The organism is Bradyrhizobium sp. Kon58 (genome assembly GCF_055807455.1).
Window position 1 is genome coordinate 63701 of record NZ_JBVVOT010000001.1, and the last position, 24995, is coordinate 88695.

21 protein-coding genes are annotated in these 24995 nt (G+C 63.6%); 8 read left to right on the forward strand and 13 right to left on the reverse strand.

Features of this window, described 5'->3' with window-relative positions; translation table 11 throughout:
• Positions 1-11: 11 nt before the first annotated feature.
• From sufC to AC0L20_RS00340, 3 genes are all read right to left on the reverse strand, one after another.
• Positions 12-761 carry a Fe-S cluster assembly ATPase SufC gene (gene sufC, locus AC0L20_RS00330; RefSeq protein WP_473286899.1) on the reverse strand — a complete coding sequence of 250 codons (750 nt, stop codon included), beginning with the start codon at positions 759-761 and terminating at the stop codon, positions 12-14.
• A gap of 62 nt (positions 762-823) precedes the next feature.
• Positions 824-2320, reverse strand: a complete 1497-nt coding sequence (gene sufB / locus AC0L20_RS00335; RefSeq protein ID WP_473286901.1) for a Fe-S cluster assembly protein SufB — start codon at positions 2318-2320, stop codon at positions 824-826.
• Positions 2321-2436: 116 nt separating this feature from the next.
• Positions 2437-3576 (reverse strand): cysteine desulfurase family protein, encoded by a 1140-nt coding sequence (locus AC0L20_RS00340; protein WP_473286903.1) that lies wholly within the window; start codon positions 3574-3576, stop codon positions 2437-2439.
• Between the two features lie 344 nt (positions 3577-3920).
• Here AC0L20_RS00340 and AC0L20_RS00345 point away from each other — a divergent pair, with 344 nt between their 5' ends.
• Positions 3921-4568: an alpha/beta hydrolase gene (locus AC0L20_RS00345; RefSeq protein ID WP_007591562.1), complete on the forward strand. Its 648-nt coding sequence runs from the start codon at positions 3921-3923 to the stop codon at positions 4566-4568.
• A gap of 11 nt (positions 4569-4579) precedes the next feature.
• On the opposite strand, the gene AC0L20_RS00350 is transcribed toward AC0L20_RS00345, so the two are convergent.
• The 3 genes from AC0L20_RS00350 to AC0L20_RS00360 form a co-directional block, all read right to left on the reverse strand.
• Positions 4580-4903: a DMT family transporter gene (locus AC0L20_RS00350; protein ID WP_473286905.1), complete on the reverse strand. Its 324-nt coding sequence runs from the start codon at positions 4901-4903 to the stop codon at positions 4580-4582.
• Between the two features lie 10 nt (positions 4904-4913).
• On the reverse strand, positions 4914-5591 hold the full coding sequence (locus AC0L20_RS00355) for a glutathione S-transferase family protein (protein ID WP_473286908.1): 678 nt from the start codon (positions 5589-5591) through the stop codon (positions 4914-4916).
• A gap of 107 nt (positions 5592-5698) precedes the next feature.
• On the reverse strand, positions 5699-6802 hold the full coding sequence (locus AC0L20_RS00360; RefSeq protein WP_473286911.1) for an anhydro-N-acetylmuramic acid kinase: 1104 nt from the start codon (positions 6800-6802) through the stop codon (positions 5699-5701).
• Positions 6803-6966: 164 nt separating this feature from the next.
• Here AC0L20_RS00360 and tyrS point away from each other — a divergent pair, with 164 nt between their 5' ends.
• The 4 genes from tyrS to AC0L20_RS00380 all read left to right on the forward strand — a co-directional run bounded on the left by tyrS (position 6967) and on the right by AC0L20_RS00380 (position 12268).
• Positions 6967-8220: a tyrosine--tRNA ligase gene (gene tyrS, locus AC0L20_RS00365; RefSeq protein ID WP_456764504.1), complete on the forward strand. Its 1254-nt coding sequence runs from the start codon at positions 6967-6969 to the stop codon at positions 8218-8220.
• Between the two features lie 57 nt (positions 8221-8277).
• Positions 8278-9549 carry an MFS transporter gene (locus AC0L20_RS00370; protein ID WP_473286916.1) on the forward strand — a complete coding sequence of 424 codons (1272 nt, stop codon included), beginning with the start codon at positions 8278-8280 and terminating at the stop codon, positions 9547-9549.
• 222 nt (positions 9550-9771) lie between these two features.
• Positions 9772-10176 carry a DoxX family protein gene (locus AC0L20_RS00375; RefSeq protein ID WP_007609771.1) on the forward strand — a complete coding sequence of 135 codons (405 nt, stop codon included), beginning with the start codon at positions 9772-9774 and terminating at the stop codon, positions 10174-10176.
• Between the two features lie 397 nt (positions 10177-10573).
• Positions 10574-12268: a methyl-accepting chemotaxis protein gene (locus AC0L20_RS00380; protein ID WP_473286919.1), complete on the forward strand. Its 1695-nt coding sequence runs from the start codon at positions 10574-10576 to the stop codon at positions 12266-12268.
• Between the two features lie 184 nt (positions 12269-12452).
• Here AC0L20_RS00380 and AC0L20_RS00385 read toward each other — a convergent pair whose 3' ends face one another.
• A complete protein-coding gene (locus tag AC0L20_RS00385) occupies positions 12453-16250 on the reverse strand; it encodes a YhdP family protein (RefSeq protein WP_473287451.1) in 3798 nt (1265 codons plus the stop codon).
• A 204-nt stretch (positions 16251-16454) separates the two neighbouring features.
• Between AC0L20_RS00385 and AC0L20_RS00390 the strand changes: the two genes are divergently transcribed.
• The 3 genes from AC0L20_RS00390 to AC0L20_RS00400 all read left to right on the forward strand — a co-directional run bounded on the left by AC0L20_RS00390 (position 16455) and on the right by AC0L20_RS00400 (position 19200).
• Positions 16455-17147 (forward strand): peroxiredoxin, encoded by a 693-nt coding sequence (locus AC0L20_RS00390; protein WP_473287452.1) that lies wholly within the window; start codon positions 16455-16457, stop codon positions 17145-17147.
• Between the two features lie 110 nt (positions 17148-17257).
• A complete protein-coding gene (locus AC0L20_RS00395; RefSeq protein WP_473286922.1) occupies positions 17258-18616 on the forward strand; it encodes a M23 family metallopeptidase in 1359 nt (452 codons plus the stop codon).
• Positions 18617-18714: 98 nt separating this feature from the next.
• The gene (locus AC0L20_RS00400; protein ID WP_473286925.1) at positions 18715-19200 is read left to right on the forward strand and encodes a low affinity iron permease family protein; all 486 of its coding nucleotides are present in this window, start codon (positions 18715-18717) and stop codon (positions 19198-19200) included.
• Between the two features lie 25 nt (positions 19201-19225).
• On the opposite strand, the gene AC0L20_RS00405 is transcribed toward AC0L20_RS00400, so the two are convergent.
• The 6 genes from AC0L20_RS00405 to prfB form a co-directional block, all read right to left on the reverse strand.
• Complete coding sequence (locus AC0L20_RS00405) at positions 19226-20461, reverse strand: ABC transporter substrate-binding protein (protein WP_473286927.1); 1236 nt, start codon at positions 20459-20461, stop codon at positions 19226-19228.
• 108 nt (positions 20462-20569) lie between these two features.
• A complete protein-coding gene (locus tag AC0L20_RS00410; RefSeq protein ID WP_473286930.1) occupies positions 20570-21481 on the reverse strand; it encodes a DMT family transporter in 912 nt (303 codons plus the stop codon).
• A gap of 100 nt (positions 21482-21581) precedes the next feature.
• The gene (locus tag AC0L20_RS00415; protein WP_473286934.1) at positions 21582-21941 is read right to left on the reverse strand and encodes a hypothetical protein; all 360 of its coding nucleotides are present in this window, start codon (positions 21939-21941) and stop codon (positions 21582-21584) included.
• A gap of 113 nt (positions 21942-22054) precedes the next feature.
• Complete coding sequence (locus AC0L20_RS00420; RefSeq protein WP_473286936.1) at positions 22055-22930, reverse strand: DMT family transporter; 876 nt, start codon at positions 22928-22930, stop codon at positions 22055-22057.
• A 14-nt stretch (positions 22931-22944) separates the two neighbouring features.
• Complete coding sequence (locus tag AC0L20_RS00425) at positions 22945-23826, reverse strand: NAD(P)-dependent oxidoreductase (protein WP_473286940.1); 882 nt, start codon at positions 23824-23826, stop codon at positions 22945-22947.
• Positions 23826-24957, reverse strand: a protein-coding gene (gene prfB, locus AC0L20_RS00430; protein ID WP_456764514.1) for a peptide chain release factor 2 whose coding sequence is annotated in 2 segments (ribosomal slippage) — positions 23826-24887 and positions 24889-24957 — 1131 coding nt in all. Because the reading frame shifts where the segments join, the coding sequence is not laid out codon by codon here. The genes AC0L20_RS00425 and prfB overlap by 1 nt, the downstream gene beginning before the upstream one ends.
• Positions 24958-24995: the final 38 nt, after the last annotated feature.

A 24995-nucleotide genomic window follows, 5' to 3' on the forward strand; every position in this document is an offset into this window, starting at 1 on the left:
CGCAAAATTCCTTACGCGTCCTCGTACTGGGCGTAGCCGGACGACTCCAGCTCCAGCGCCAGGTCCTTGGCACCGCTCTTCACGACACGGCCTTTTGACATCACGTGCACGACGTCAGGCACGATGTAGTTCAGCAGCCGCTGATAGTGGGTGATGACAACCATCGCGCGCTTGGGCGAATGCAGCGCGTTGACGCCGTCGGCTGCGATGCGCAGCGCGTCGATGTCGAGGCCGGAATCCATCTCGTCGAGGATGCACAGGCTGGGTTCGAACAGCGCCATCTGCAGCACCTCATTGCGCTTCTTCTCGCCGCCGGAGAAGCCGACATTGACGCCGCGCTTGAGCATGTCCTGCGGGATGTTCAACGATTTCGAGACGTCGCGGACTTTCTTCAAAAAGTCCGGCGTCGAATATTCGCTCTCGCCGCGCGCCTTGCGCTGCGCGTTCAGCGCGGTGCGCAAGAAATTCATGGTGGAGACGCCGGGAATCTCGACCGGATACTGGAACGCCAGGAACACGCCCTTGGCCGCGCGCTCGTTCGGGGCCATCGCGAACAGGTCTTCGCCCTTGAACAGGATCTCGCCGTCAGTGACCTCGTAACCCGGCTTGCCGGCGATGACGTGGGACAGCGTCGACTTGCCGGAGCCGTTCGGCCCCATGATCGCGTGGATCTCGCCCTCGTTCACGGTCAGCGTCAGCCCGTGGAGGATCTCACGCTCCTCGACACGAACCTTGAGGTCTTTCACTTCAAGCAAAGCCATCTTGGTGTCCAGTTTATTCAAATGATGCATGGGGCGCGCAACGCGCGCCGCGAGGGCCGGCGCTAGCCGACCGATCCTTCCAGCGAGATCGAAATCAGCTTCTGCGCTTCCACCGCGAACTCCATCGGCAGTTGCTGCAGCACGTCCTTGACGAAGCCGTTGACGACGAGGCCGACCGCCTCCTCCTGCGTGAGGCCGCGCTGGATGCAGTAGAACAGCACGTCTTCGGAGATCTTCGACGTGGTGGCCTCGTGCTCGAACGTCGCCGACGAGTTCTTGGCTTCGATGTAGGGCACGGTGTGCGCGCCGCATTTGTCGCCGATCAACAGCGAATCGCAGGCGGTGAAGTTGCGGGCGCCGGTCGCCTTGCGATGCGCCGTGACGAGCCCGCGATAGGTGTTCTGCGACCTGCCGGCCGCAATGCCCTTGGAGATGATGCGGCTCGACGTGTTCTTGCCGAGATGGATCATCTTGGTGCCCGAGTCGACCTGCTGATAGCCGTTCGAGATCGCGATCGAGTAGAATTCACCACGCGAATTGTCGCCGCGCAGGATGCAGCTCGGATACTTCCAGGTGATCGCCGAACCGGTCTCGACCTGGGTCCAGGAGATCTTGGAATTGTTGCCGCGGCAGTCACCACGCTTGGTGACGAAATTGTAGATGCCGCCCTTGCCTTCCGAATTGCCCGGGTACCAGTTCTGCACCGTCGAATATTTGATCTCGGCGTCGTCGTGCGTGACGAGCTCGACCACGGCCGCGTGCAGCTGGTTCTCGTCGCGCTGCGGCGCGGTGCAGCCTTCGAGGTACGAGACGTAGGAGCCCTTGTCCGCGATGATCAGCGTGCGCTCGAACTGGCCGGTGTTGCGCTCGTTGATGCGGAAGTAGGTGGACAGCTCCATCGGGCAGCGCACGCCCGGCGGCACGTAGACGAACGAGCCGTCCGAGAACACCGCCGAGTTCAGCGTCGCATAGAAATTGTCCGACGTCGGCACCACGGATCCCAGATATTTCTGCACCAGTTCGGGATGCTCGCGGATCGCTTCCGAGATCGGCATGAAGATCACGCCGGCCTTCTTCAGCTCTGCCTGGAAGGTGGTCGCAACCGAGACCGAATCGAAGACAGCGTCGACCGCGATCTTGCGCCTGTTGGGATCCTGCTCGCCGGGCTTGGGCTCGACGCCTTCGAGCATGGCGACTTCCCGCAAGGGGATGCCGAGCTTTTCGTAGGTCTTGAGGATCTCCGGATCGATCTCGTCGAGCGAGGTGATCGTCTTCTTCGGCTTCGGCGCCGAATAGTAATAGAGGTCCTGGAAGTCGATCTTGGGATAGTCGACGCGGGCCCAGGTCGGCTCGGTCATGGTCAGCCAACGCCGATAGGCTTCGAGCCGCCACTGGAGCATCCAGGCGGGTTCGTTCTTCTTCTCGGAGATGAACTTGACGGTCTCTTCCGACAGCCCCTTGGGGGCCTTGTCGGACTCGATCAGGGTCTCAAACCCATAACGATACTGATCGACGTCGATGCGCTTCACGCGCTCGACCGTCTCTTGCACGGCTGGCATTCTATCCTCCGCTCGCGGTTTCAAGGACCGCGGTGGATCATCAAACTCGGACGACTATTACGATGTTTCTTGGCGGGACGCACGCGCTTAGAACCGTTCAAGCCGTGTTTCATCGCTTATCCCTTAAGTAGGGTATTACCGAGCTTTCGCCAAGCCTCTAACGCCCTGTTGATGTCATCCGGCTCCGTGGACCAGCCCAGACTGAGACGCACCGCTCCCTGCGCGACGGTGGGATCATACCCCATCGCCGACAGCACGTGGGACGGCTGCACCTTACCCGAGGAACAGGCGGAGCCTGAAGACACGGCGACGCCTTCGAGGTCGAAGCCGATCACGGCGGTCTCGGCTTTCAAGCCAGGAGCCGTGAAAAGAAAGGTATTAGGCAACCGCCTGACGTCACCTGAGAAGACCGTTGCGCCGGCCATGGAGCAAATGCCATTTTCCAAGCGATCTCTGAGGGTTACCATCCGTTCCGCATCCTCCGGCAAAGCCTGAAGGGCAACCCGCACGGATGCCCCGAAGCCGGCAATGCCGGCGACATTCTCGGTTCCGGCGCGCCGGTTCAGCTCCTGCCCGCCGCCCCGCAGCACCGGCTCAAGTCCGGCCACGCCCTCGGCCACGACCAGTGCGCCGATCCCCTTGGGGCCGCCGATCTTGTGCGCAGAAAAGGTCGCAAGGTCCGCGCCGATCACCCTGATATCGAAGGGGATTTTTCCAAGCGCCTGGATTGCATCGACGTGCAGGAGGCCGCCGGCCCCGTGAACGATTCCCGCGACGTCAGTGACCGGCTGCAGTGCGCCCGTCTCGTTGTTGGCGGCCATGACGGAAACCAACGCCGGCGGCCCCTCGCTGAGCAGCGCCTTCAAATGATCGAGGTCGATCACACCGGAACGCGTGACCCTGATCTGACCGATCTCATCTGCCGGGAACCGACCGCCTGCCAGTACCGAAGCATGCTCGACGGCCGAGACCAGAAGCCGCTCGACAGGCCCCCCAGACGGCCCCCGAAGCCCCGGTGACAGCGCCAGCGCGTTGGCTTCGGTTCCCGTGGAGGTGAAGACGACGTTCCGCGGCAGCGCTCCCACAGCCATCGCAAGCGTGGTCCGTGCCTCCTCAATAAGCCGACGCGCCTCGCGCCCCTCGGCGTGAACCGAGGACGGATTGCCGATCAGCTCGTAGGCTGCGAGCATTGCGCTTCGCGCCTCAGGGCGAAGCGGCGTGGTCGCGTTCCAGTCGAGATAAACACGGCTCGGCATGACGTATTATATTACCATCCGGATCAGGCTGCTTCTTACGCACTGGTACCCGACATGGGCCCCCGGGCAGCGCTTGGCAATCTCGATTCCCAATCGCCTTCGCGCGATGACGGCCATGACACGCTAAGGTCTTGAGCCGATTGCGGGATGTTCAAGATGCTTGCTTTTTGACCCTCGCCTCATGTTAGAACGCGCGCGTCAGTTCGCCGCGCGCCGCTCGCGCATCATCCGAGGGCGCCGCTCCACCCTTCCATTCGCGGATTGATCGGCCCAGCAGCCGATGAAATCCGCACAATCGGTTGATTGTTGAAGAGCGTCTTCAAGGGATCAATCAAGAGATCATCATGCCTGAAGTTATTTTCACCGGCCCCGCCGGCCGTCTCGAAGGCCGCTACCATCCGGCCAAGCAGAAGAACGCGCCGATCGCGATGGTCCTGCATCCGCATCCGCAGTTCCACGGCACGATGAATCACCAGATCATCTACCAGTGCTACTATGCGTTCGCGCATCGTGGCTTCTCGGTGCTGCGATTCAATTTCCGCGGCGTCGGCCGCAGCCAGGGCTCGTTCGACCACGGCACCGGCGAATTGTCGGACGCGGCCGCGGCGCTCGACTGGGCGCAGACCATCAATCCCGAAGCGCGCGCCTGCTGGGTTGCCGGCTTCTCCTTCGGCGCCTGGATCGGCATGCAGCTGCTGATGCGCCGTCCGGAGGTCGAGGGCTTCATCTCGATCGCGCCGCCCGCCAACCTCTACGACTTCTCGTTCCTCGCGCCCTGCCCGTCCTCCGGCCTGATCGTGCATGGCGAGAAGGATGCGGTAGTGCCGCCCAAGGACGTGAACACGCTGGTCGAGAAGCTGAAGACGCAAAAGGGAATCGTGATCGACCAGCAGGTCATCCCTGGCGCCAATCATTTCTTCGACGCCAAGCTCGAGCCGCTGATGGAAACCATCACCGCCTATCTCGACATGCGCCTCGCCAACGTGCGCTAAAGGGGCACCGCTCAAGCCAGCTTGAGCGCGACGATTCCCATCAAGACGAGCGCGATGCCCGCAAGCTTCATCGCGCTCAAGGTCTCGCCGAACAGCACGACGCCCATGATGAAGGTGCCGGCGGCGCCAATCCCGGTCCACACCGAATAGGCGACGCCGACCTCGAGCACCTTCAAGGCACGCCCGAGCAGGACAACGAAGGCTACGAGCAGCACGAGCGAAACGACGCTCCAGCCGGTGCGCGTATAGCCTTCCGCATATTTCATCGAGATCGCCCAACCGACATCAAGTGCGCCGGCGATCACCAGCATCAGCCAGGCCATGGATTGGGACATCGGCTTGGGCTCAGGCCGCAAGCTTGAGCAGATGCGCGTCGTGGCGCACGAGGAAGGCGCGGAGTAATTCCGGATAATTTGAGTCGACCGCCGAGCGCACACTGGGGCGCTTCGCCAGTTCGGCCCGCCACGCCTGCACCTTTGGCAAATCCCTGAAGATTCCATGCTCGGTCAGTTCATCGAACAGATCGAAATAGCGGAACACTGGCGCGAACACCGCGTCGACCAGGCTGAACGCCTCGCCTGAGAAATAAGGCCCCGCCACGAGCGCTGCTTCGACACGCGCGAATTTCGCCGCAAGCGCCTGACGCTTGCTCTCGAAGGTCGCCGGGTCGGTCGTGGTCTCCAGCCCCCAGAGATCGCCGAGAATCGCTGAGCCGAACTCCATCCAGGCGCGATGCTCGGCACGCTCGAGCGCATCAGTCGGATGCAGTTTTCGGCCGCCTTGCGTCTCCTCGATGTATTCGCAGATCACGTTGCTCTCGAACAATGCGACCTCGCCCTTGTCGGTCGAGACGATCAGCACCGGCACCTTGCCGAGCGGAGACAGTTTGAGAAACCAGTCGGGCTTGTTCGCGAGATCGATGTCGACCCGCTCGAACGAAACGCCCTTCTCCTTGAGCGCGATCACCGCGCGTTGCACGTATGGGCAGAGCTTGTGGCTAATCAGTTTGAGGGAAGCGGTCATGGCAACGATCCCGGCGGTTGGATGCAACTGCATCCAATATAGATGCATTTGCATGCACTCGTCAAGTTCGATGCATTTGCATCGACCGGTATCGCTGTAGGATCACCTCACGGTCGCGCGATCACCCCGCCCGTCATTGGCATTGGCACGCCCGTGGTAGCGGGATACGACAGCGGCAGGCCCTTTAGGCCGCGGGCAGCCAAGAAGCCAAAGGCCTGCGCCTCGATGGCGTCGGAGGCCCAGCCGACCGTCTCGGCGGCCTCGACAGTGGCGGACCCCACGCGCTCCCGCAGCATCTGGAGCATGGTCCGGTTGCGGGCGCCGCCGCCGCAGACGATCCAGCTTCGCGGCCTGCGTGGCAGCAGCGGGATGATGCGGGCGATGGCCGCCGCGGTGAAGGCGGTGAGCGTCGCGGCGCCGTCGGCCGGCGCGATATCGCCCAGCTTGAGGGCAGCAAAGTCGTTGCGGTCGAGCGATTTCGGCGGCGGGTTTGCGAAGAACGGCAACTCCAGCGCCCGTGCGATCCAGGCTTCGTCCGCCTTGCCGAGGGCCGCGAACTTTCCGTCCGCGTCGAACGCCTGGTTCATGGTGCGATACATGAAATCGTCGAGCAGCGCGTTGCCAGGGCCTGTGTCGCAGGCAATCAGCGTGTCGTTGCCGTCGATATAGGTGATGTTGGAGACGCCGCCGATATTGACCACAACGATCGGCCCTTCGCGCTCCAGCGAATGGACGAGCGCGCGGTGATAAACCGGCACGAATGGCGCGCCCTGCCCGCCGGCCTCGACGTCGGCGGCGCGGAAATCATACATCACCGGGATATGGATCGCCTTGGCCAGCGCCGGCGCATCGCCGATCTGCACGGTCAGTCGCTTCTCGGGGCGGTGCAGCACGGTCTGGCCGTGAAAGCCGACGATGTCGATGTCTTCCGGTTTCATCCGGTTCTGGGCGATGAAGGCGGCCACCGCCTCAGCATGCGCCTGGGTCACCGCGCGCTCGGCCTCGGCCAAGATCCCCGGCCGGGCGTCGCGCTGCGGCAGGTGCACCGCCTCGCTCAGCGCCTGCCGCAGCAGGTTGCGCTCCGCCGGGCTATAGGGCCGGTAGCCGGACGGCCCGAATGCCTTCACCTGCTTTCCGTCGGTTTCGATCAGCGCGACATCCACCCCGTCCAGCGAGGTGCCGCTCATCAAACCGAGTGCCGTCAACATCATGGATCAGCGTCCTCAAGAGACCCTTCCGGCATGCCGATCTTGTGCCAGAGGGACACATCTTATAATGCCACAGGCCAAAGTGGCGGGCAGCAATCGAGTTCCCATAGAAGACCCTTAAATTGCTCCCAAAACAGTAAACCAAGAATTGTCAGGCGCGCCGACAAATGACTGCATTCAAATCGGATTTCCTCAACACGCTGCAGGAACGTGGATTCGTCCATCAGTGCTCCGATTTCGAGGGGCTGGACGCACTCGCCGCCAAGGGCGAGGTGACCGGTTATGTCGGCTACGATTGCACCGCCCGCTCGCTGCACATCGGCAATTACCTGACCATGATGATGCTGCACTGGCTGCAGCAGTCCGGCAACAAGCCGATCACCCTGATGGGCGGCGGCACCACCATGGTCGGCGACCCCTCCGGCAAGGACGAGACGCGTGCGATCCGCTCCGTCGCCGAGATCGAGGCCAACAAGGAATCTATCCGTGGTGTGTTCGCAAAAGTGCTGCGCTATGGCGAGGGCAAGAGCGACGCCATCATGCTCGACAATGCCGAGTGGCTGACAAAGCTCAACTACATCGAGATGCTGCGCGACGTCGGCCGGCACTTCTCGGTCAACCGCATGCTGACCATGGACTCGGTGCGGCTCCGCCTCGAGCGCGAGCAGGAGATGAGCTTCATCGAGTTCAACTACATGATCTGCCAGGCCTACGACTATGTCGAGCTCGCCAGGCGGACCGGCTGCAACTTGCAGATGGGCGGCTCCGACCAGTGGGGCAACATCATCATGGGCGTCGATCTCGGCCGTCGCATGGGCACCCATCAACTGTACGCGCTGACGACGCCGCTGCTGACGACCGCGTCGGGCGCCAAGATGGGCAAGACCGCGCAAGGCGCGGTCTGGCTCAACGCCGACCAGTTCTCGCCGTATGATTTCTGGCAGTACTGGCGCAACACCGAAGACGCCGACGTCGGCAAATTCCTCAAGCTGTTCACGACGCTGCCGATGAGCGAGATCAGGAAGCTCGAGGCGCTCGGAGGCTCCGAGATCAACGAGGCCAAGAAGGTGCTCGCCACCGAGGCAACCGCGCTGCTGCACGGCCGCGAGGCCGCGAACGAGGCGGCCGAGACCGCGCGCCGCACCTTCGAGGAAGGCGCGCTGGCCGAGAGCCTGCCGACCGTGGAAATTCCGCGCGGCGAGTTCGACGCCGGCCTCGGCGTGCTCAACGCCTTCGTCAAGGCGGGTCTCGTTGCCTCCAACGGCGAAGCACGGCGCCAGATCAAGGGCGGCGGCCTGCGCGTCAATGACGAGCCCGTCACCGACGAAAAGATGGCGTTGTCGGCGGCCGACTTGACGCCGGAAGGCGTGATCAAACTGTCGTTCGGCAAGAAGAAGCACATCCTGCTCAGGCCTGCATAGGCGTATGAGCTTTTCGCTGCTTGTCAGGGCGCGCTGAAGCGCGCTCCCTGATCGGCAATGGACCAGAACACGCTAGAGGAACAGTCCAAGCAAGCGACCAGGGAACGCGTCACGGCGACGCCGCAGGGCGTCGTGCGCACCGCGCTCGTGGTGCTCGCGCTCTGCTTCACACTCGCCGTGCTCGGCCGCGGCCTCAGCGAAAGCTTCACCGTCTTCCTGAAGCCGATCTCGGAAAACTTTGGCTGGGATCGCGCCCAGGTGGTCTCGATCTATTCGCTGACCTGGCTCGTCAGCGGACTGACCGCGCCGTTGGTCGGGCGCCTGTTCGATCATTCCGGACCGCGCATCGTCTACGCACTCGGCCTGTTGCTGCTCGGCTCGGCTTTCCTGATCGCAAGCCACGCGCAGTCACTCTGGCAGTTCCAGCTCTCGATCGGACTCTGCGTCGGCGTCGGCGTCGCCTTCATCGGCAATGTGCCGAACTCGATCCTGCTGGGCCGCTGGTTCGGCCCAAAGCTGCCGACCGCGATGGCGGTGGTCTACTCGGCGATGGGTGGCGGCGTACTGGCGCTGCTGCCGGCTTCGCAGCTTTTGATCGATCGTCTCGGCTGGCGCGAAACCTACCAGCTGTTCGGCTTCGCCGCTCTCGGCCTGCTGGTGCCGCTCATGCTGCTGCCATGGCGGCGGTTCGCCTCGGGCTCGCCGCATATCGCGAAGAAGACCGATCCGGATTTCGTCGATCACGGCTGGACCCTTCCGAGCGCGATGCGCCATCACGCCTTCTGGGCGCTGTTCTCGACCTTCTTCTTCACTGCGGTCGGCATGTATGCGATCGCAGCCCAGATCGTGGCCTATCTGATCGATGCCGGCTTTCCGCCGCTGCAGGCCGCGACGGCCTGGGGCTTCTCCGGCGTCGTGCTGGTGTTCGGCATGCTCGGCGTGTCCGCGCTCGACGGCCTGATCGGACGTCGGCCGTCAGTGCTGCTCAGCTACGCAATCTCGATCCTCGGCATCTTCCTGCTGTGGCTGTTGCAATACTCCGCCAATCTCCTCCTGCTCACCGGATTCGTGGTCTGCTTCGGCAGCATGATGGGCTCACGTGGACCGCTGATCACGGCGACCGCGATGAAAATCTTCGGGGGCAAGCGTGTCGGCACCATCTACGGCACGATCTCGATCGGCAGCGGGCTCGGCTCGGCTTTCGGCTCCTGGAGCGGCGGCCTGATCCATGACGCGACCCATGGCTACAACGCGCTGCTCGCCTTCGCGCTTGCGAGCGTGGTGCTCGGGATGATCCCGTTCCTGGTCGTGCCCGCCTTGCGGCGGTAGGTGTCCTCAAGGTAACTTGAGCGCATTCGCGTCACCGGGAAATTACGGATGGGCACGACGCGAACAGCCGCAAAAAAATGTGGATCGCGCGCGACTGAAAGTCCTTTCTGCGGTGTTTTGTCCGACATGACAAAAATGTCAGCGCAAATTGCCCTTGGGCGGCTTGCAGGGCAGAACTGAATGCGGTCCTAGTCGCAAGCATTGGATGGAGGGCACAAACCAATGAACTTTCCCTATCTCGTTCGCTTTCAACCGGTTCTCTTGAGCCTGTTTCGCTTCATCACTGGACTCCTGTTGCTCCAGTACGGCATCGCGAAGCTGTTCAAGTTTCCGGTGCTTCCCTACTTCGCAAACATCCCGCCGATCATCTACGCAGCCGGTACGCTTGAGCTCGTGCTTGGCGCGCTGCTGATGATCGGCCTGTTCACCCGCCTCGCGGCGTTCATCCTGTCGGGTGAGATGGCTTTCGCCTACTTCATGGGCCACATGTTCAAGGGCGAGACGCCGGTGTTCCTGCCGCTGCTCAATGGTGGCACCGCGGCGATCCTGTTCTGCTTCGCCTGCCTCTATCTCTCAGCAGCCGGCGGCGGCTCGGTCAGCGCCGATGCGGCGATGGGCAAGGACTAGCGGCACGACCGGCGGCGCGTTCGCGCGGCGCTGAGGTGGCAGCAATTGATTCGCGGATAAAGAGATGGCACCCGTACATTTACGGGTGCCATCTCAGCGCGAGCCCAGCACGTTCCAGACGAGAACGAGGACCGCGACCAGCAGCATCGACATGATGAGGCGGTGGACGAATCGGTTCATGTCCGCTCCCACCGGATTCGGTCGGGACTAAAGACCCACACAATCTTTCTCCGAGTTGCCTTGCCAAGCGCCGACGCGGCGCATTTCCGCATGGATGTTTGCGCATGCAGCTTGCGGACGCCGCTTGCGCGGCAGCTCGTCGCACGCGTCCATTCATGATTGGTAAGAATTTCATGCTACCGACGCGAGCAACAATAACCATTCCGTCGAGGCTGTGATGAAGCTGCTGAGCCACCTCAAGATCCGCACCAAGCTCGCCAGCATGGTCTGTCTTTCGGCTCTCACGGTCACGGCCATCATCGGGGTGTCGTCCGTGCTCAGCAAGAGCCGCATGCTGGAGGACCGCGTCCAGCAGATGCGGACCGCCGTCGATATGCTCCACAACCTCGCCCAATCACTTGAGGAGGAAGTCGGCGCCGGCAAGCTGACGCAGGCTGAAGCAAAAATCCAGTTCCACCAGCGCGGCCGCCGCATGAGCTTCAATGGCGGCCAAGGCTATCCGGTGGTCTATAACGCCGATACGTCCCTCATCGTCAACGGCGCCAACCAGCAGCTCGAAGGCAAGATCACCGGTGCGAAGGACTCCAATGGCGTCCTGATCGCCGACGCCATTATCAAGGCCGGCGCTGAGACCGCACAGGGCGGCGTGACCTCCTATCTCTATCCCCGCCCCGGCCAGACCGAGCCGGTCCGCAAGACCGTGTTCGCGCGCAAATTCGCGCCCTGGAACGCGACGATCAGCTACGGCCTCTATGTCGACGACATCGACGCCGACGTGCGAGCCTTGACGCTGGAACTGGGGGCGATCGGCATCGGCCTGATGCTGCTGATGGCGACGCTGTCCTGGCTGATCGCCCGCGACGTGCTCGGCGCGCTCGACCGCCAGAAGAACCGCATGCAGGCCATTTCCGAAGGCGCCATCGACGCGGCGGTCGAGGAGACCGGTCGCGGCGACGAGATCGGCCGCATGGCCGAGACCCTCGAAGTGCTCAGGCAGACCGCGCTGACGGCGCGCAAGCTGGAGGCCGAGCAGGTCGCCACCAAGACCCGCAGCGAGCAGGAGAAGCGCGACGCGCTGATCTCGCTTGCCGATCGCTTCGATGCCTCCGTCGGCCAGCTCGTCGGCCTGATGGCCTCGGGCTCCGGCGAGCTGGAGGTCACCGCCAAGTCGATGTCGTCGACCGCGGAAGGCACCAACCGCCGCGCCGCCGTCGTCGGCTCGGCCGCCACCGAAGCCAGCCAGCGCGTCCAGACGGTCGCGGCTGCCGCCGAGGAGCTCTCCTCCTCCATCACGGAGATCAGCCGTCAGGTCGCGCAATCAGCCGTGGTCACCGGCCGCGCCGTGGACAGCGCACGCCGCACCGACACCATCGTGCGCGCCCTCTCGGACGGCGCCCAGCAGATCGAGCATGTCGCCGAGCTGATTTCCAGCATCGCGGCGCAGACCAATCTGCTCGCGCTCAACGCCACCATCGAGGCCGCGCGCGCCGGTGAGGCCGGCCGCGGCTTCGCCGTCGTCGCCTCCGAGGTGAAGTCGCTGGCGAGCCAGACTGCGGAAGCCACCCGCGAGATCGGCGACAAGATCGCCCAGATCCAGGGCGCGACCAAGGAAGCGGTAGACGCCATCGGCGGCATCACCGCCACCATCGAGGAGGTCAGCCGGATCGCCACCTCGATCGGCGCTGCGATCGAGGAGCAAGGCGCCGCCACTGCCGAGATCGCCCGCAGCGTCTCGCAGACGGCGGAGGCGACCCAGGAAGTCACCACCAATATCGGCGGCGTCAGCACGGCAGCAAACGAGACCGGCAATGCCGCAGGCATGGTGCTCGCCGCGGCGTCAAACCTCTCCAAGCAGGCCGAGCAGCTCTCCGGCGAAGTCGGGACCTTCCTGGCCGGCGTGCGCGCGGCGTAAGGCGGCGCACGGGCCTCGTGGTTCGAGACGCCAGCTCCGCGGGCTCCTCACCATGAGGATCTAAGATTTATCCGTGGAACAGGACCTCATCCTGAGGAGCCCGCGGAGCGGGCGTCTCGAAGGATGGCCGCGCGCAAACCACCACCGCATTCATTCTCGGACACGCGAAGGGGTGGCCTCGCCGCTATCGCCGCGCGAGGGTGCAGCCGCTCGAGAGCTGGCGCGTCGTTCCGGTCGAGCCATCGCTCGACTGCGACGGGAATTCCTCGAACGGCGAGTTCTGCTTGCCGGTGTTGAATTCGAAGATCTTGCGGAACAGGCCGGGCGCCATCGCCGAAATCGGATTGACGCGCATCACGGGCGCGGCCGGCGTGCCGACGACCTCGTAGGTCACGCCGATCAATCCCTCATTGTTGCCGCCGCCGAGGAAGATGCCGAACAACGGGATCTGGCCGAAGATGTTGTTGACGCCATACATCGGCACGAAGGTGCCACTCATGCAGACCTGGTTGCCGGGAAAGTCGATCGAGCCCTCGATGGTGGCGCCGATCATCGGCCCCTTGACCACGCCGTCGCGGATCGTGAGCGCGCCGTTCTGCCGCGTGAACTCCGCGCGCAACGCCGTGAAGGCGACGCCGCTCTGCGCGCCATTGGGAGCGCCCGCCGCGACGCGATCGAGTTGATCCATTCCCTTGACCGAGAAGTCGCGCACGTTGATCAGGCCTTCCCGCGTCGTAGGCTCCGACGTCGGCGGCTCCATGGCCACCACCATCTGGCCGCCGAAGACCTTGTTGGTGGTGTCTGTGAAGCGCAGGAAGTTGCCGGCATCGCTGGTCTGGAGATAGATCACCTCGCGGTTGCCCTGGGCGCGGCCGCCGCGCAAATCGGCGGCCACAGGCGTGTCTTTTCCGATCCTGCCGCTCAGCGTGAAGGCTTTGACCGCACCGTTGCGCCGCGACATCTTGGCCTCGACGCTGCGCATCGCCTCGCCGTTGAAACCCATGACGGCGCCGAGCTTCACGTCCATGTCGAAATCGACGTTCTTCGTCTTGCTCTTGGCATCGTCCTTGGAATTGCCTGAGATCGCCGATTTCAGAAAGCCGCGGCCGTCGAATACGTCGCCGCGCATGGTGCCCTTGACCACGCCGTCCTGGCTGCGCTCCACCTTCAGCGACGCCTTGTCGCCGTCGGACGGCGCGTAGGTCGGGAAGTTTGCGTTCATGAGATCGCCGTTGGCATCGACCTCGAGCGACCCCTTGATCGAGGCGCCGCCGCCTTCGATGACGATCTCCTCCAGGCGCGTGGATTGCGCTGTCGGCACCACCTTGAAGCTGGCCTTGCCCGCTCTGCCCGGCAACTTGACCCAGCCGGGCAGGATGTTGTCGAGCTTGACCGAGGTCAGGTCGGCCTCGATGCCGAGCTTGGTCGTCTGGTCGGGCCCCCCGGCGATTTTGCCTGACAGCTTGATCGGCACCGATCCGCTGACGGCGGGGCCCAGATCGAACCCGAGGCGCGCGCGGCTCGCATCGTCCAGCGTGGTCTGCAATTTGACGTCCGCATCGCCCTCGGCCGGCTTGCGATAATCGAGCGAGGCCGCCTGCCCGTTGATCTTGACGTCGCCCTTTACCTGATAGCCCTGATTGCTCGCGACGACCTTGAGGTTGTTGGCCTCCAGCTTCTGGTTCATCACCAGCTTGTCGGCACCAAAACCATTGAGATCGGCGGTAACGCTGTAGGTGGTGTCGGCTTTGGTCAGCTCGCCCTTGACCGGCAGCCCAAGCTGGACGTTCGCCGAGAACGTCCCCTTGCTGGCGTTGGGATCGATGACGGTCGACGACAGATCGCTCAAGCGATCGTTGGAAAGCATTTCGGCAGCCGCAGGCACCGGACCTTCGACACGGAATCTGGTTCGCGACGGCGACGGCTTGGGCGCCATATCGGGCACCTCGAAGACGAAGTCGGAAATCGTGACCTTGCGACCCGCCGGCGTATCGGCAATGCCCTGCCCGATGTTCACGGTCGCGGTGCGCCCGGTCACGCGCGCCTTCAAATCGGCATCGTGCACCACCGGCAGGCCATCGACAGGGCGAACCGTGACACCGCTCGCCACGATATTGACCGACAGGCCGTCGTCGGGAATGGGTGGGCCCTTGCGCGGAAGATTCTTCGTCGGCGAATTAACGCCGATCTCGATGCGCTGGAGCGTTCCACGCTCGATCCGCTCGATCACCCATTCGCGCAATTCGGGAACGACAAGCGTCGGCCACATCCGCTTGAGCGCCGAGGCCGACATCGGCGTTCCCGCAAAACCCAATGTCAGCCGTGGCTCGCCCGAATAGTCGATGGCACCGGTGCCGGCGACGCCGATCTCTCCGTTGGAGATATCGGCCTGCGTCAACAGCAGCCTCTTGTGGTCGGTGTCGAAGCGGAAGCCGATCGCAATACGGTTGAAGACCAGCGGCGGCTCGTTGTCGATGCCGCCGAGCAGGATCGAACCGCCGCTGAAACCGAGCTGCCAGTCATTGACGGTGCCGTTGGGCGGCTCGACATGAGCCAGAAGCGTCATACGGTTCGCGCCCGAGAGGACCTTGAACGGAGCGACCAGCACCCGCCGATTGGCGTCCCACTCGACATTGATCTCGGCCGAGTCGATCGCCATCGGATAATCGGGTGTATCGGTGTCGATGATGTTGCCCGCACCGACTGCGATCTTGCCGCGAAAGAAGGTCGGCACGCCGTCGCGGCCGAGCTCGCCCTTGAGCTCGCCGGTCAGCGGGAGGTCGGCGGTGTAGGTGAGATCCTTCACCCGCAGCGCCAGCAGGATGTTGGCGGTCGAAACCTTGTCGGCGCGGATATCGACCGAGCGCACGCCGTTCTCGGTGGGGCCGATCGTGGCACGCAGCGACCACGGACGCGCGCCCTCCTCGCCGAGGCTGAGCGCGACGCCGCCACGGCTCGGTCGGCGGAGGCTGAGCGTGATGTTCTCAAACGTCCATTTGCTGCCGCGCTGCTGGTCGTCGACGATCAGATTGCCGTTCTTCAGGCCGATCTCGTTGAGATTCTGGCCGTCGAGGCCGGTCATGCTCAGACTGTCGAGCCAGTCGAGGCCCTGAAGAATGCCAGTCGGGGCCGTGACCTGGGTCGCGGCTTGCGATGCGTCGGAGGTCGCAGGCTCGGTGGCGAATGGCGGCGGTGGCACACCGTTGCGCGGGAAAGTCGGCGGCAGCCCCGCGTCCTTCTTGGATGCGACGCCGGTTGCGAGCGGCTTTGCGGTGTCGCCAGCCGATACCGTGACGGTGCCGTCAGGCGCGATCCGGATCGCGAGCTCGGCGTCGACGAGGTTGAGGCTTTCGGCGCGCAGATGCCCCATCAGCAGGCCTGCACCCGACAGCTTCACCTCGGCCTTCGGTGCGGTGGCGACAATGACATGATCGTGGTCGCGCACGACGATATCGCGGATGCGCACGGCGATCCGGATCCGCCCGGCCCGCTCGATCTGCGTGCCGCCAACCTCCACGGTGTTGCCGTGACCGATATTGTCCTCGATCGCGGCCGCGAGCCACGGCGTCGCAATGTCGAGATTGATGGGGCCGGCGCCGAGCCGCCACCACAGCGCGCCGAAACAGCCGACGAAGATGACGACCAGGGCACCGACGACCACGGCCACGCGCTTCAGCCAGCGACCGCCGCCCAGCCAGCGGCGCAACGGACCAAACCCGTCAGCGAAGCGATGGAAGCCCGAATTGGAACGCGACAACAGCCGGCGCGCCCGATAGCCCGCCGCCGCTTCCTGATCCGGATCCCAATCGGCGTCGTCCCATTGCTGCTGCTCTGGTTGGCTGCCGCGCCGATCCGAATCCCGATTGTAATCCTGGGGCGACGTATTCCTTGCCATTGCCTCTCGATACAGGCGCCCGTCGTGGGATTGAGCGCCGCCGGGGCCGCAGCCGTCGACGGGAAGCGAAGCTTCCCGCGCCGGCATTGCCGCCATACCTCGAATATTCCTTCTGTTCGTCATGTCGCCCCGGGAGCGCGTTCAACGAGCAGTGGGGTGGTGCGTGGAATTCCTTGTAACCAGACTCCGGCGTCGTCAGACTCCCCCCGCAGAGGGCACGATTCCGGCATAGCGGAAAAGGGCTGCAATACCGCTTTGGTTGACCCGCCGAAAGCGACGAAAGGAAGGCGTATGTCCAAGAAATCCCGAAAGAAATCGTCCAAAACGCCCTCCGGCAGTCCGACGGCTAAAAAGACACCCGTGAAAGTGCGGGCTGCGACTCAAACCAAGCCCGCGAAAACACAGCGGACACCGGCGAGCAAATCAACTGGGACCATAGCAAAGACAGCATCGCATAAGGCCGCATCGAAACGGTTAAATTCTTCCAAATCGGCATCAGCGCCCAAAGCGACGGCGAAGGCCGGCTTGGCCGAGGGTCAGAAGGCCCCCGCCTTCCGCCTGCCCCGCGACGGTGGCGGTGTCGTCGCGCTGTCGGATTATGCCGGCCAGAAGCTGGTCCTGTTCTTCTACCCCCGCGCCGACACGCCGGGCTGCACCAGGGAAGCCATCGATTTCACCCGGCTGACCGGCGCCTTCGCCGCGGCTGGCACCGCCGTGCTCGGTATCTCCGCCGATCCGGTCAAGGCTCAGGACAAGTTCCGCGACAAGCACAGTCTCGGCGTGCCCCTCATCTCGGACGAGACGCACAAGATGCTGGAGGCCTACGACGCCTGGGGCGAAAAGTCCATGTATGGCAAGAGCTTCCTGGGAGTTCTTCGCACCACGATGCTGCTTGGCGCCGACGGCAAGATCGCCCGGATCTGGCGCAATGTCCGGGTCGATGGCCACGCCGACGAAGTGCTGGAAGCCGCAAGGAGCCTTTAACCAATCCTTTAAATTCAAGCGGTTCCGTTTCCGGAAAATTAACCATGACTGGCCCAGATTGCCGCGGCAATTAGGCCGTACGGACTCATCCGACCGGCGCGGGAGTGCCGATGTCGAAAAGTTCTGCCCAACTCTCGCAGTACCCCCAACATCACCCCCACGACCACGGCCGAGCCTTTCATCGCCGTGCTGCCGCGGTGGCAACCGCGCTTCCCCTTCCGGACACCGACGACGCCTACACCATCGTGCATCACGGCAAGCAGGTTCGCCTGGGGCCTGTGGTGTTCTGGATCGTGGTCGGCACGATCGTGTTGCTCGGGCTCTGGTCGGCCGCAACCGCGACCTATTTCGCCTTCCGCGACGACGTCCTCACCCGGCTGATCGCCCGGCAGGCCGAGATGCAATACGCCTATGAGGACCGCATCGCCGAGCTACGCGCCAAAGTCGACCGCACCACCAGCCGGCAGTTGCTCGACCAGGAGCAGTTCGACCAGAAGCTCGACCAGATCATGAAGCGCCAGACGGCGCTGGAGTCCCGTGCCACGGCGCTCGGGTCCATGCCGGACGTGACCGGATCGATTCCCCGCTCCACCCCGCAGCGTGGCGATGCCAGCCAGACGACGCAGGGCACGCCGAAGCCCTCACCAATCAGCGACACCGTGATCTTCGTGGCGCCGCCGGATCGGGAAGCGCGGCTCGAGTCGCGCGCGCCGACCCTCGCAGCTCCGCCCGTCAATCAATTCGCCAAGAATCAAGGGTTCGACAACGTCGTCGTTCGGCTCACGACCTCGCTGGACCAGGTCGAGCGTCGCCAGATGGCGGCGCTCAACGCCGTTGAGGAAGGCATGGATTCACGCATGCGCCGGATGCGCGGCGTCGTCAGCGATCTCGGCCTAAACCTCGCAAATCTCGAAGCCGCCGTGCCGCGCACGGCGATGGGCGGGCCTTTCGTACCCGTGAAGCTCACCGCCAGTTCGGGGCCGTTCGAGAAGCAGCTCTATCGCATCAACAGCACCCGCGCCGAGATGGACCGGCTCAATCGCACACTCGCACTCGTGCCCTATCGCAAGCCCGTCATCGGCGAGGTCGAGTTCACCTCCGGCTTCGGCGTGCGCAGCGATCCGTTCCTCGGCCGGCCCGCGATGCACACCGGGCTCGACTTCCGCGCCGCGAGCGGCGATCCCGTTCGCGTCACTGCCAATGGCAAGGTCGTCTCGGCCGGCTGGTCCGGCGGCTACGGCCGCATGATCGAGGTCGATCACGGCAATGGTCTTGCGACCCGCTACGGCCATCTCTCCGAGATCAACGTCAGGGTCGGCGAGATCGTGAAGATCGGCCAGGTCGTCGGGCTCGTCGGCTCGACCGGCCGTTCCACCGGCCCGCATTTGCACTATGAAACCCGCATCGACGGCGAAGCGGTCGATCCGCAGAAGTTCTTGCGCGCCGGCGTGCGACTCAGCGCGGGCTAGGCTCGTTGGGAGCGCGATCGCCTAGTCCGGGTTTACATGGCGGAACTTCGGAGTTCCCTCCGCGTTAGGTCGCAGGTCCTCAATGGCGCGATCTTCTGATGCAACAGACCGATACGAAAGCTCGTCCGGCCAAGGATAAAGCGGACCAGCCACGCAACAGCGCGGCTCAACTCTTCAGCGACATTGCCAACCGAACATCTCAAGCTGCCGGGCGCGCGCTGACATTCATGATTGCAGCCGGCATCGTCCTGGTTTGGGCGGTCACCGGTCCCGTCTTCCACTACTCCGACACGTGGCAGTTGGTGATCAACACCGGCACCACAATCGTGACGTTCCTGATGGTCTTCCTGATTCAGAATTCCCAGAATCGCGATAGCGCGGCCATCCAGGTGAAGCTCGACGAACTGATCCGGGTGAGCGCGGCACACAATTCTTTCGTGGGAATTGAGCATTTGACCGACGACGAGCTCGACGAGATCCGCACCAAATGTGAGCTTCGCGCCGAGGCCGAGAAGGTCGGAGAAGAGACGGTCAAGAGTGCCGGCAAGAAGGCGAAACGCGCCGCCGATCTCGTCACCGAATAAGCGGTGACGCCGAAACTGAGGCTGACTACTGGCCGCGCTCGTGGCCGACCTCGCCGGTGATGACGTCGCCGAATAGCTCCCAGGCCTGCCCGTTGAAGCGCATCAGCTGCATCTGCTCGATCGGGAAATAATCGTCGGGCGACGTATTGACCATGATGCCGGGCAGCATCAGGTCGGTGTGAAAATCCTTCAGGTTCGTGGCCTGCTTCATCACGTTGTCTCGCGTGAGATTGTCGCCGCACTGCTTCAGCACCTGCGCCATCGCCTCGGCCTGGACGTAGCCGTAAACATTGTTGGAATTGGCCTTGTCGCCGTCAGGGTAATATTTGTCCATGAACTCGCGCCATTTGATCACCGCAGGATCCTTGTCCCAGGTCGGATCGGTCGGGTCCTTCAAATAGACGGTCGAGATGATGTCCTTGGAATAGTCGAGCCCGGCGGGCTTGAGCACCGAGGCGACCGAGGTCGCGGTGTTAGCCAGGAAGAATTTTGGCTTCCAGCCGAGTTCGCCGACTTTCCGGATCGCCTGCGCCGAGCCTTTCGGCGCGGCCCATGAGAAGAAGATGTCGGCGCCGGAATCGTGAAGCGCAACGATCTGCGAGTCGATCGAGGGATCGCTGACCTCATAGGATTTGTCGGCGATGATCATATTGGCCTTGTCGCCAAGCCCGTCCTTCAGCCCCTTGAACTGGTCCTTGCCGGCGTCGTCGTTCTGCCAGAACACCGCGATCTTGCTGTTCGGAAACTTGTCACGGATGTATTTCGCGTAGATCCGCCCCTCGCTCTGGTAGTTCGGCTGAAATCCCATGGTCCATGGGAAATTCTTGGGGTCGCCGAACTTGGTGCCGCCGGAGGCGACGAAGAGCTGCGGTACCTTCTTGGCGTTCATGTATTTCATGATGGCGGAGTTCGAGGGCGTGCCAAGCGGCTGGAAGATCAGCAACACCTCGTCGCTCTCGACCAGCTTGCGCGCCTGCTCGATCGCCTTTGGCGGCGAATAGGCGTCGTCATAGCTGATGAAATTGATCTTGCGGCCGTTGATGCCGCCCTGGTCATTGATCATCTTGAAGAATGCGGCCTCGGTCTTGCCGATCACGCCATAGGACGACGCCGGCCCGCTATAGGGCATGATGTTGCCGAGCTTGATTTCGGTGTCGGTGGCGCCGGGATCGTATTTCTTCTGCGCTAGGGCCGGTGTCGTGACGAGCACGCCGGCAACAAGAATGGCGAGGGCAGCAAGGTTATTGCGACGACCCGGCATCGTTCTCTCCCCTGTGTTTTGTAGTCTTGTTTTGCCGAGAGTGTCGCAAGGTGTCTCTCCGCTGGCAAGCGCCGCGATTTTCCGTGAGGTGAAACGGCGGCTCCGAAACTATGTGCCGCGCCGCAGCAGGTTCAGAACGCGCCCATCGATCACCAGCAACGCGCTGCCGATCACGATCGCGCCCGCGATCTCGCGCATGGAAATCGGTTCGCCCAGCACAAGCCATCCCAGAAGAACGGCGGTGACGGGAATGAGCAGTGTCACCAGCATCACGTTGGTCGCGCCCGAGCGCCGCAGGATCTGGAAGAAGACGATATAGGCGAGCGCCGTCGACAGGCCGGCAAGGCCGAGCACCGCGAGCCAAATCGTCACGCCCGGCATCGGGAGCCGCCATGGCTGCTCCACTACGCCGGCGACGATCGCCATCATCACCGTGGAAGCCATCAGTTGATATGCTGCCGTCCCCAGCGGCGGGGAGTCCTTCAACAACCGCCGCGCTGCCAGCGCCGCAAAGCCATAGCTGAAGGCGCCGCCGAGGCAGAGCAGGATGCCGAGCCCCTGCCCTGCCCGTGGTTCAGCGCCCCATCCGCGCAGGATGATCACGCCGGCGAGGCCCACTGCCACGCCGGCGACGCGCCGCAGCCGCAAGGCCTCTTCTCCTGCCGCCGCCATCACGATCACCGTGAACAGCGGCGTGGTGGCATTCAGGATCGACGCCAGCCCGCTTGGAATGAAAGTCTGGCCGACCACGATCAGCGAGAACGGGATGACGTTGTTGAGGAGCCCAATCGCAAAGAACGGTTTCCAGCCGGCGATGCCCTTGGGAAAACCGATGCCGTGCATGCGGAGCAGCGGCAGCAGAATGGCCGATCCGAGTGCAACGCGCAAAAGCACCAGCGTAAGCGGCGGCAATTCCCGCAGCGCCGCGCCGTTGAAGAAGAACGAGCCGCCCCAGAGAACCGAGAGCACAGCGAGCAGCGACCAGTCTCGCGCGTCGATCCGGTTATCATTCGGGGGCATGGCGTCTCATGACGGTGGGCGAGACAGCCGCCCTAGGACACCGCAGCGAACAGCGCCACCCGATTTCCGACGCGACGGAGATCGGGAAGTGGGATTCAGCTCAACCGGCACGCAGCTTGTTGGCCAAAGCATTTTCCGGAACAGGTTCGAAAGTCCATTCGTCGGCGATGCACTCGAACGTCTCATCGCGAAAATAGAACAGGAAGTGACGCGACGAAGTCGAAGCCCCACCCGCCATCTTCCAGTCGACGGGATCCATCAAATGGAGATCAGGACCTGCGATCTCGTAGAATTCACCCCAACCCGGCGCTAATTTGCTGTAACGGCATTGCCCGCGAAACCATCCCTCGTCGTTGGTTGGCCCGAGGCGATACCGGGCGCAATTTTTGAAACGAAGGATGCCTTCATCTTCCTCCGCGAACGACGTGAATCGAAAAGCGTTGACCAGGAAGCGCAGCAAGATGTCTCGGCCAGATATAGCCACGCGCGGCCACGGAGCATTCGGCTCTGCGTTCCATCCCTCGTTCAGCTTCCGAAATGACGATTGCTCCACAGGTCACACAACGTTGGCCGTCAAACGTCTTCCCGGCTTCGCGCGTCAGCAGCGATGTCGGCGACGACTGCTCCAATCACCAGGACACCGCCAACGAGAGCGTGGACGGCAGGTATCTCGCGAAAGGCAAGCCAGATCCAGAACGGCATCAGCGGCGTCTCCAGCGTCGCGATCAGGGAGGACTGGCTAGACGGCAAGAAGCGCGAGCCGAGCACGAACAGCGTCAGGCCGAGTGCGACCTGGAGGCAGCCGAACATCGCAAGTGTCAGAAGATCACTTCCACCCACATGCGCGAGATCACGGGCAAATGGCAGACTGGCGAGGCTTCCCAGGAAATTCGAGAGTGCGGCCGCCGCCACCATCGATGTCTGCCGGTAGCGCCGGATCGCCACGGTCATGGCGGAGACGGCGAGTACCATCAGGCAGCTCAAGGCGACGCCGCCCAGATCGGCTCCGGCCTGCACACCGCCGACCGTGACGGCCACGCCGGCAAAGGCAATCACGCTCGCGATCAGCGTCCGCCATGTGGCGGCTTCGCCAAGCCACAGCCACGCCAGCGCCGCGGCGACGAAGGGCTGCGTTGCGATCAGCACCGCGACATTCATGACGTTGGTCATCTGAAGAGCGGGAATGAAGCAGACCATAGCGACCGTCGACGATGACGCGACGAGCAAGCCGCCCTTCCCCGGCACGACCAATTGCCATAGCGCAGCGCGGCCCTGCATCATGACCAGGAAGACCGTGGTCAGGCTGCCGCCGAACAGGCCGCGCCAGAACAGGATGGTCCAGGGATCGAAAGGCAGAAGCCGCGTGAAGAACGGCGCCGTGCTCCAGGCAATCGCGGCTGATATGACGAGGGCAATGCCGAGACCGCGTTCCGAACGAGGCTGCCCCATGTCGATGTGATCCGCTAGGACGGTTTCTTCGGCCGCGACACCAGCTCGATCATCTTGCCTTCGTCGTCGTCAGGCATCGCGGCCTTCGCCTGCGCGTAGGCCTCGACCGCGGCGCGTGCGACCAGCGGCTTGTCGGCCAGCAGGCTCTCGGCGAGCTTCACCGCGTAGGCGGCATCCTTGTGCCGCAGCGCTGCCGTGAACGTCGCGCCGGAAAAATCGCGGGCGACCATGCGCCTGGAGTGACGCTGCACCTGCGGACTTGCGGCGACGCCCGCCTGAATCGAGTCCAGCACAAGGTTCATGTCGAGCCCGGCCTGCTCGGCAATGGCAAGCCCCTCGGCGAGGCCGGCGATCTGGATCGCGCCCATCAGGTTGTTGATCAGCTTGTAGACTGTGCCGGCGCCGACCGCGCCGAAATGGCGGATGGTCGAGCCGATCGGTTCGAGATAGGGCCGCGCGCGTTCGAGATCGGCGGCATCGGCGCCAACCAAAAGCGTCAGCTTTCCGCTGGCGGCCGCATCCGGCAATCCCGTCACGGGGCAATCGATATAGATCAGCCCGCGCGCATTCATTTCGCGGCCCATCTCGCGCGCATGGTCATAGGAGACGGTGGAGCATTCGATCGCGATGGTGCCGGCCTTCGCCGTCTTGGCTGCGCCCTCGGGCCCGAGCCAGACGGCGCGCGAGGCCTCGTCATCGGCGACCATGGTCACGACCGCGTCGGCGTCGATCGCCGCGTCCTCAGGCGAGGTCGCCCACTGCGCGCCGCGCGCGAGCAGATTTTCCGCCTTGGCCTTGCTGCGATTCCACACGGTCACCGTGAAGCCAGCATCGAGATAGCGGCCGGCCATGCCATGGCCCATCCGCCCAAGCCCGATGAAGGCGATCCGCGGCATCAGTCGACATCCTCGATATCGGCGCCGGGAGTGCCGAAGGCGCGCTGCGCCAGGGTCGCGGCCATGAAGTCGTCGAGGTCGCCGCCGAGCACGCCCGATGTGTCGGAGGTCTGCACACCCGTGCGCAGATCCTTCACCATCTGGTACGGCTGGAGCACGTAGGAGCGGATCTGGTGGCCCCAGCCGATGTCGGTCTTGGCGGCCTGGTCGGCGGCGGCCTTCTCTTCCCGCCGCTTCAGCTCGATCTGGTAAAGCCGGGCGCGCAGCATGTCCCAGGCCTGCGCCTTGTTCTTGTGCTGCGAGCGGCCGGCCTGGCAGACCACGGCGACACCGGTCGGGATATGCGTCAGCCGCACCGCGGACTCGGTCTTGTTGACGTGCTGGCCGCCGGCACCACCGGAGCGCATGGTGTCGACGCGGACGTCGGATTCCTTGATGTCGATCTTGATGGTGTCGTCGATCACCGGAAACACAGCGACGGACGAGAACGAGGTGTGCCGCCGCGCGTTGGAATCGAATGGAGAGATCCGCACCAGGCGGTGCACGCCCGCCTCGGTCTTGAGCCAGCCATAGGCATTGTGGCCGGAGACCTGGATGGTCGCGGACTTGATGCCGGCCTCTTCGCCCTCGGACTCTTCCAGCATCTCGACCTTGAAGCCGCGGGTTTCGGCCCAGCGCGAGTACATGCGGAGCAGCATCTGCGCCCAGTCCTGGCTCTCGGTGCCACCAGCGCCGGCATGCACTTCGAGATAGGAATCGAAACTATCGGCCTCGCCCGACAGCAGCGCCTCGAGCTCGCGCCGGGCAACTTCCTTCTTGAGGGTCTTCAGCGCGGCTTCGGCTTCCTTGACGACGCCCTCATCGCCCTCGGCTTCGCCGAGTTCGATCATGCCGATGTCGTCTTCGAGCTCCTGCTCGACCTTGCCGATGCCGGAGAGCGCATCCTCGAGCGAGGTGCGCTCCTGCATCAATTTCTGGGCTTTCTGGGGATCGTTCCAGAGGTTGGGATCTTCTGCGAGCTTGTTCAGCTCAGCGAGGCGCGCCGTCGATTTCTCGACGTCAAAGATGCCTCCTCAGCAGCCCGACAGACTGCTTGATCTCTTCTACCAACCGTTCGATTTCGGCGCGCATGGGATTCTCTGGTCTCGCGGGATTGTTCCGCGTCTAAT

Excerpts from the sequence above, each read along its gene's own strand:
- sufC (WP_473286899.1), bottom strand. The coding sequence starts at position 761 with ATGGCTTTGCTTGAAGTGAAAGACCTCAAGGTTCGTGTCGAGGAGCGT.
- sufB (WP_473286901.1), bottom strand. The coding sequence starts at position 2,320 with ATGCCAGCCGTGCAAGAGACGGTCGAGCGCGTGAAGCGCATCGACGTC.
- AC0L20_RS00340 (WP_473286903.1), bottom strand. The coding sequence starts at position 3,576 with ATGCCGAGCCGTGTTTATCTCGACTGGAACGCGACCACGCCGCTTCGC.
- AC0L20_RS00345 (WP_007591562.1), top strand. The coding sequence starts at position 3,921 with ATGCCTGAAGTTATTTTCACCGGCCCCGCCGGCCGTCTCGAAGGCCGC.
- AC0L20_RS00350 (WP_473286905.1), bottom strand. The coding sequence starts at position 4,903 with ATGTCCCAATCCATGGCCTGGCTGATGCTGGTGATCGCCGGCGCACTT.
- AC0L20_RS00355 (WP_473286908.1), bottom strand. The coding sequence starts at position 5,591 with ATGACCGCTTCCCTCAAACTGATTAGCCACAAGCTCTGCCCATACGTG.
- AC0L20_RS00360 (WP_473286911.1), bottom strand. The coding sequence starts at position 6,802 with ATGATGTTGACGGCACTCGGTTTGATGAGCGGCACCTCGCTGGACGGG.
- tyrS (WP_456764504.1), top strand. The coding sequence starts at position 6,967 with ATGACTGCATTCAAATCGGATTTCCTCAACACGCTGCAGGAACGTGGA.
- AC0L20_RS00370 (WP_473286916.1), top strand. The coding sequence starts at position 8,278 with ATGGACCAGAACACGCTAGAGGAACAGTCCAAGCAAGCGACCAGGGAA.
- AC0L20_RS00375 (WP_007609771.1), top strand. The coding sequence starts at position 9,772 with ATGAACTTTCCCTATCTCGTTCGCTTTCAACCGGTTCTCTTGAGCCTG.
- AC0L20_RS00380 (WP_473286919.1), top strand. The coding sequence starts at position 10,574 with ATGAAGCTGCTGAGCCACCTCAAGATCCGCACCAAGCTCGCCAGCATG.
- AC0L20_RS00385 (WP_473287451.1), bottom strand. The coding sequence starts at position 16,250 with ATGCCGGCGCGGGAAGCTTCGCTTCCCGTCGACGGCTGCGGCCCCGGC.
- AC0L20_RS00390 (WP_473287452.1), top strand. The coding sequence starts at position 16,455 with ATGTCCAAGAAATCCCGAAAGAAATCGTCCAAAACGCCCTCCGGCAGT.
- AC0L20_RS00395 (WP_473286922.1), top strand. The coding sequence starts at position 17,258 with ATGTCGAAAAGTTCTGCCCAACTCTCGCAGTACCCCCAACATCACCCC.
- AC0L20_RS00400 (WP_473286925.1), top strand. The coding sequence starts at position 18,715 with ATGCAACAGACCGATACGAAAGCTCGTCCGGCCAAGGATAAAGCGGAC.
- AC0L20_RS00405 (WP_473286927.1), bottom strand. The coding sequence starts at position 20,461 with ATGCCGGGTCGTCGCAATAACCTTGCTGCCCTCGCCATTCTTGTTGCC.
- AC0L20_RS00410 (WP_473286930.1), bottom strand. The coding sequence starts at position 21,481 with ATGCCCCCGAATGATAACCGGATCGACGCGCGAGACTGGTCGCTGCTC.
- AC0L20_RS00420 (WP_473286936.1), bottom strand. The coding sequence starts at position 22,930 with ATGGGGCAGCCTCGTTCGGAACGCGGTCTCGGCATTGCCCTCGTCATA.
- AC0L20_RS00425 (WP_473286940.1), bottom strand. The coding sequence starts at position 23,826 with ATGCCGCGGATCGCCTTCATCGGGCTTGGGCGGATGGGCCATGGCATG.